The organism is Burkholderia sp. PU8-34, assembly GCF_053427725.1.
In genome coordinates this window covers 1-850 of record NZ_JBSAXC010000056.1, presented here as the reverse complement: position 1 = coordinate 850, position 850 = coordinate 1, and the positions used below count along the sequence as shown (strand labels likewise).

General features: G+C 66.0%; 1 protein-coding gene. It reads left to right on the top strand.

The features are described from left to right. Positions 1-850, top strand: an 850-nt coding sequence (locus ACV22Z_RS35665) for a zinc-binding dehydrogenase (RefSeq protein WP_448080931.1), incomplete at both ends; no start/stop codon positions are given.

Below are 850 nucleotides of genomic sequence, written 5' to 3'. Positions count from 1 at the left end.
TCTTCCCGGCGATCCTCGGCCATGAGGGCGCGGGCGTCGTGGTCGACGTCGGCCCCGGCGTCGGCACGGTGCGCAAGGGCGATCACGTGATTCCGCTGTACACGCCCGAATGCCGCGAGTGCAAGTTCTGCCTGTCGCGCAAGACGAACCTGTGCCAGAAGATCCGCGCGACGCAGGGCAAGGGCCTGATGCCCGACGCGACGTCGCGCTTCTCGCTCGACGGCAAGCCGCTCTTCCACTACATGGGCACGTCGACGTTCTCGAACTACATCGTGGTGCCGGAGATTGCGGTCGCGAAGGTGCGCGAGGACGCGCCGTTCGACAAGATCTGCTACATCGGCTGCGGCGTGACGACGGGCGTCGGCGCGGTGGTGTACTCGGCGAAGGTCGAGGCGGGCGCGAACGTCGTCGTGTTCGGTCTCGGCGGGATCGGGCTGAACGTGATCCAGGGCGCGAAGATGGTCGGCGCGGACAAGATCATCGGCGTCGACATCAACCCGAAGCGCGTCGAGCTCGCGAAGAAGTTCGGGATGACGCACTTCATCAACCCGAACGAGGTCGAGAACGTGGTCGACCATATCGTGCAGCTGACGGACGGCGGTGCCGACTACTCGTTCGAATGCGTGGGCAACGTGAAGCTGATGCGCCAGGCGCTCGAGTGCACGCACAAGGGCTGGGGCCAGTCGTTCATCATCGGCGTGGCGGCGGCGGGCGAGGAGATCGGCACGCGGCCGTTCCAGCTGGTGACGGGCCGCGAATGGAAGGGCTCGGCATTCGGCGGCGCACGCGGCCGCACGGACGTGCCGAAGATCGTCGACTGGTACATGGAAGGCAAGATCAACATCGACGA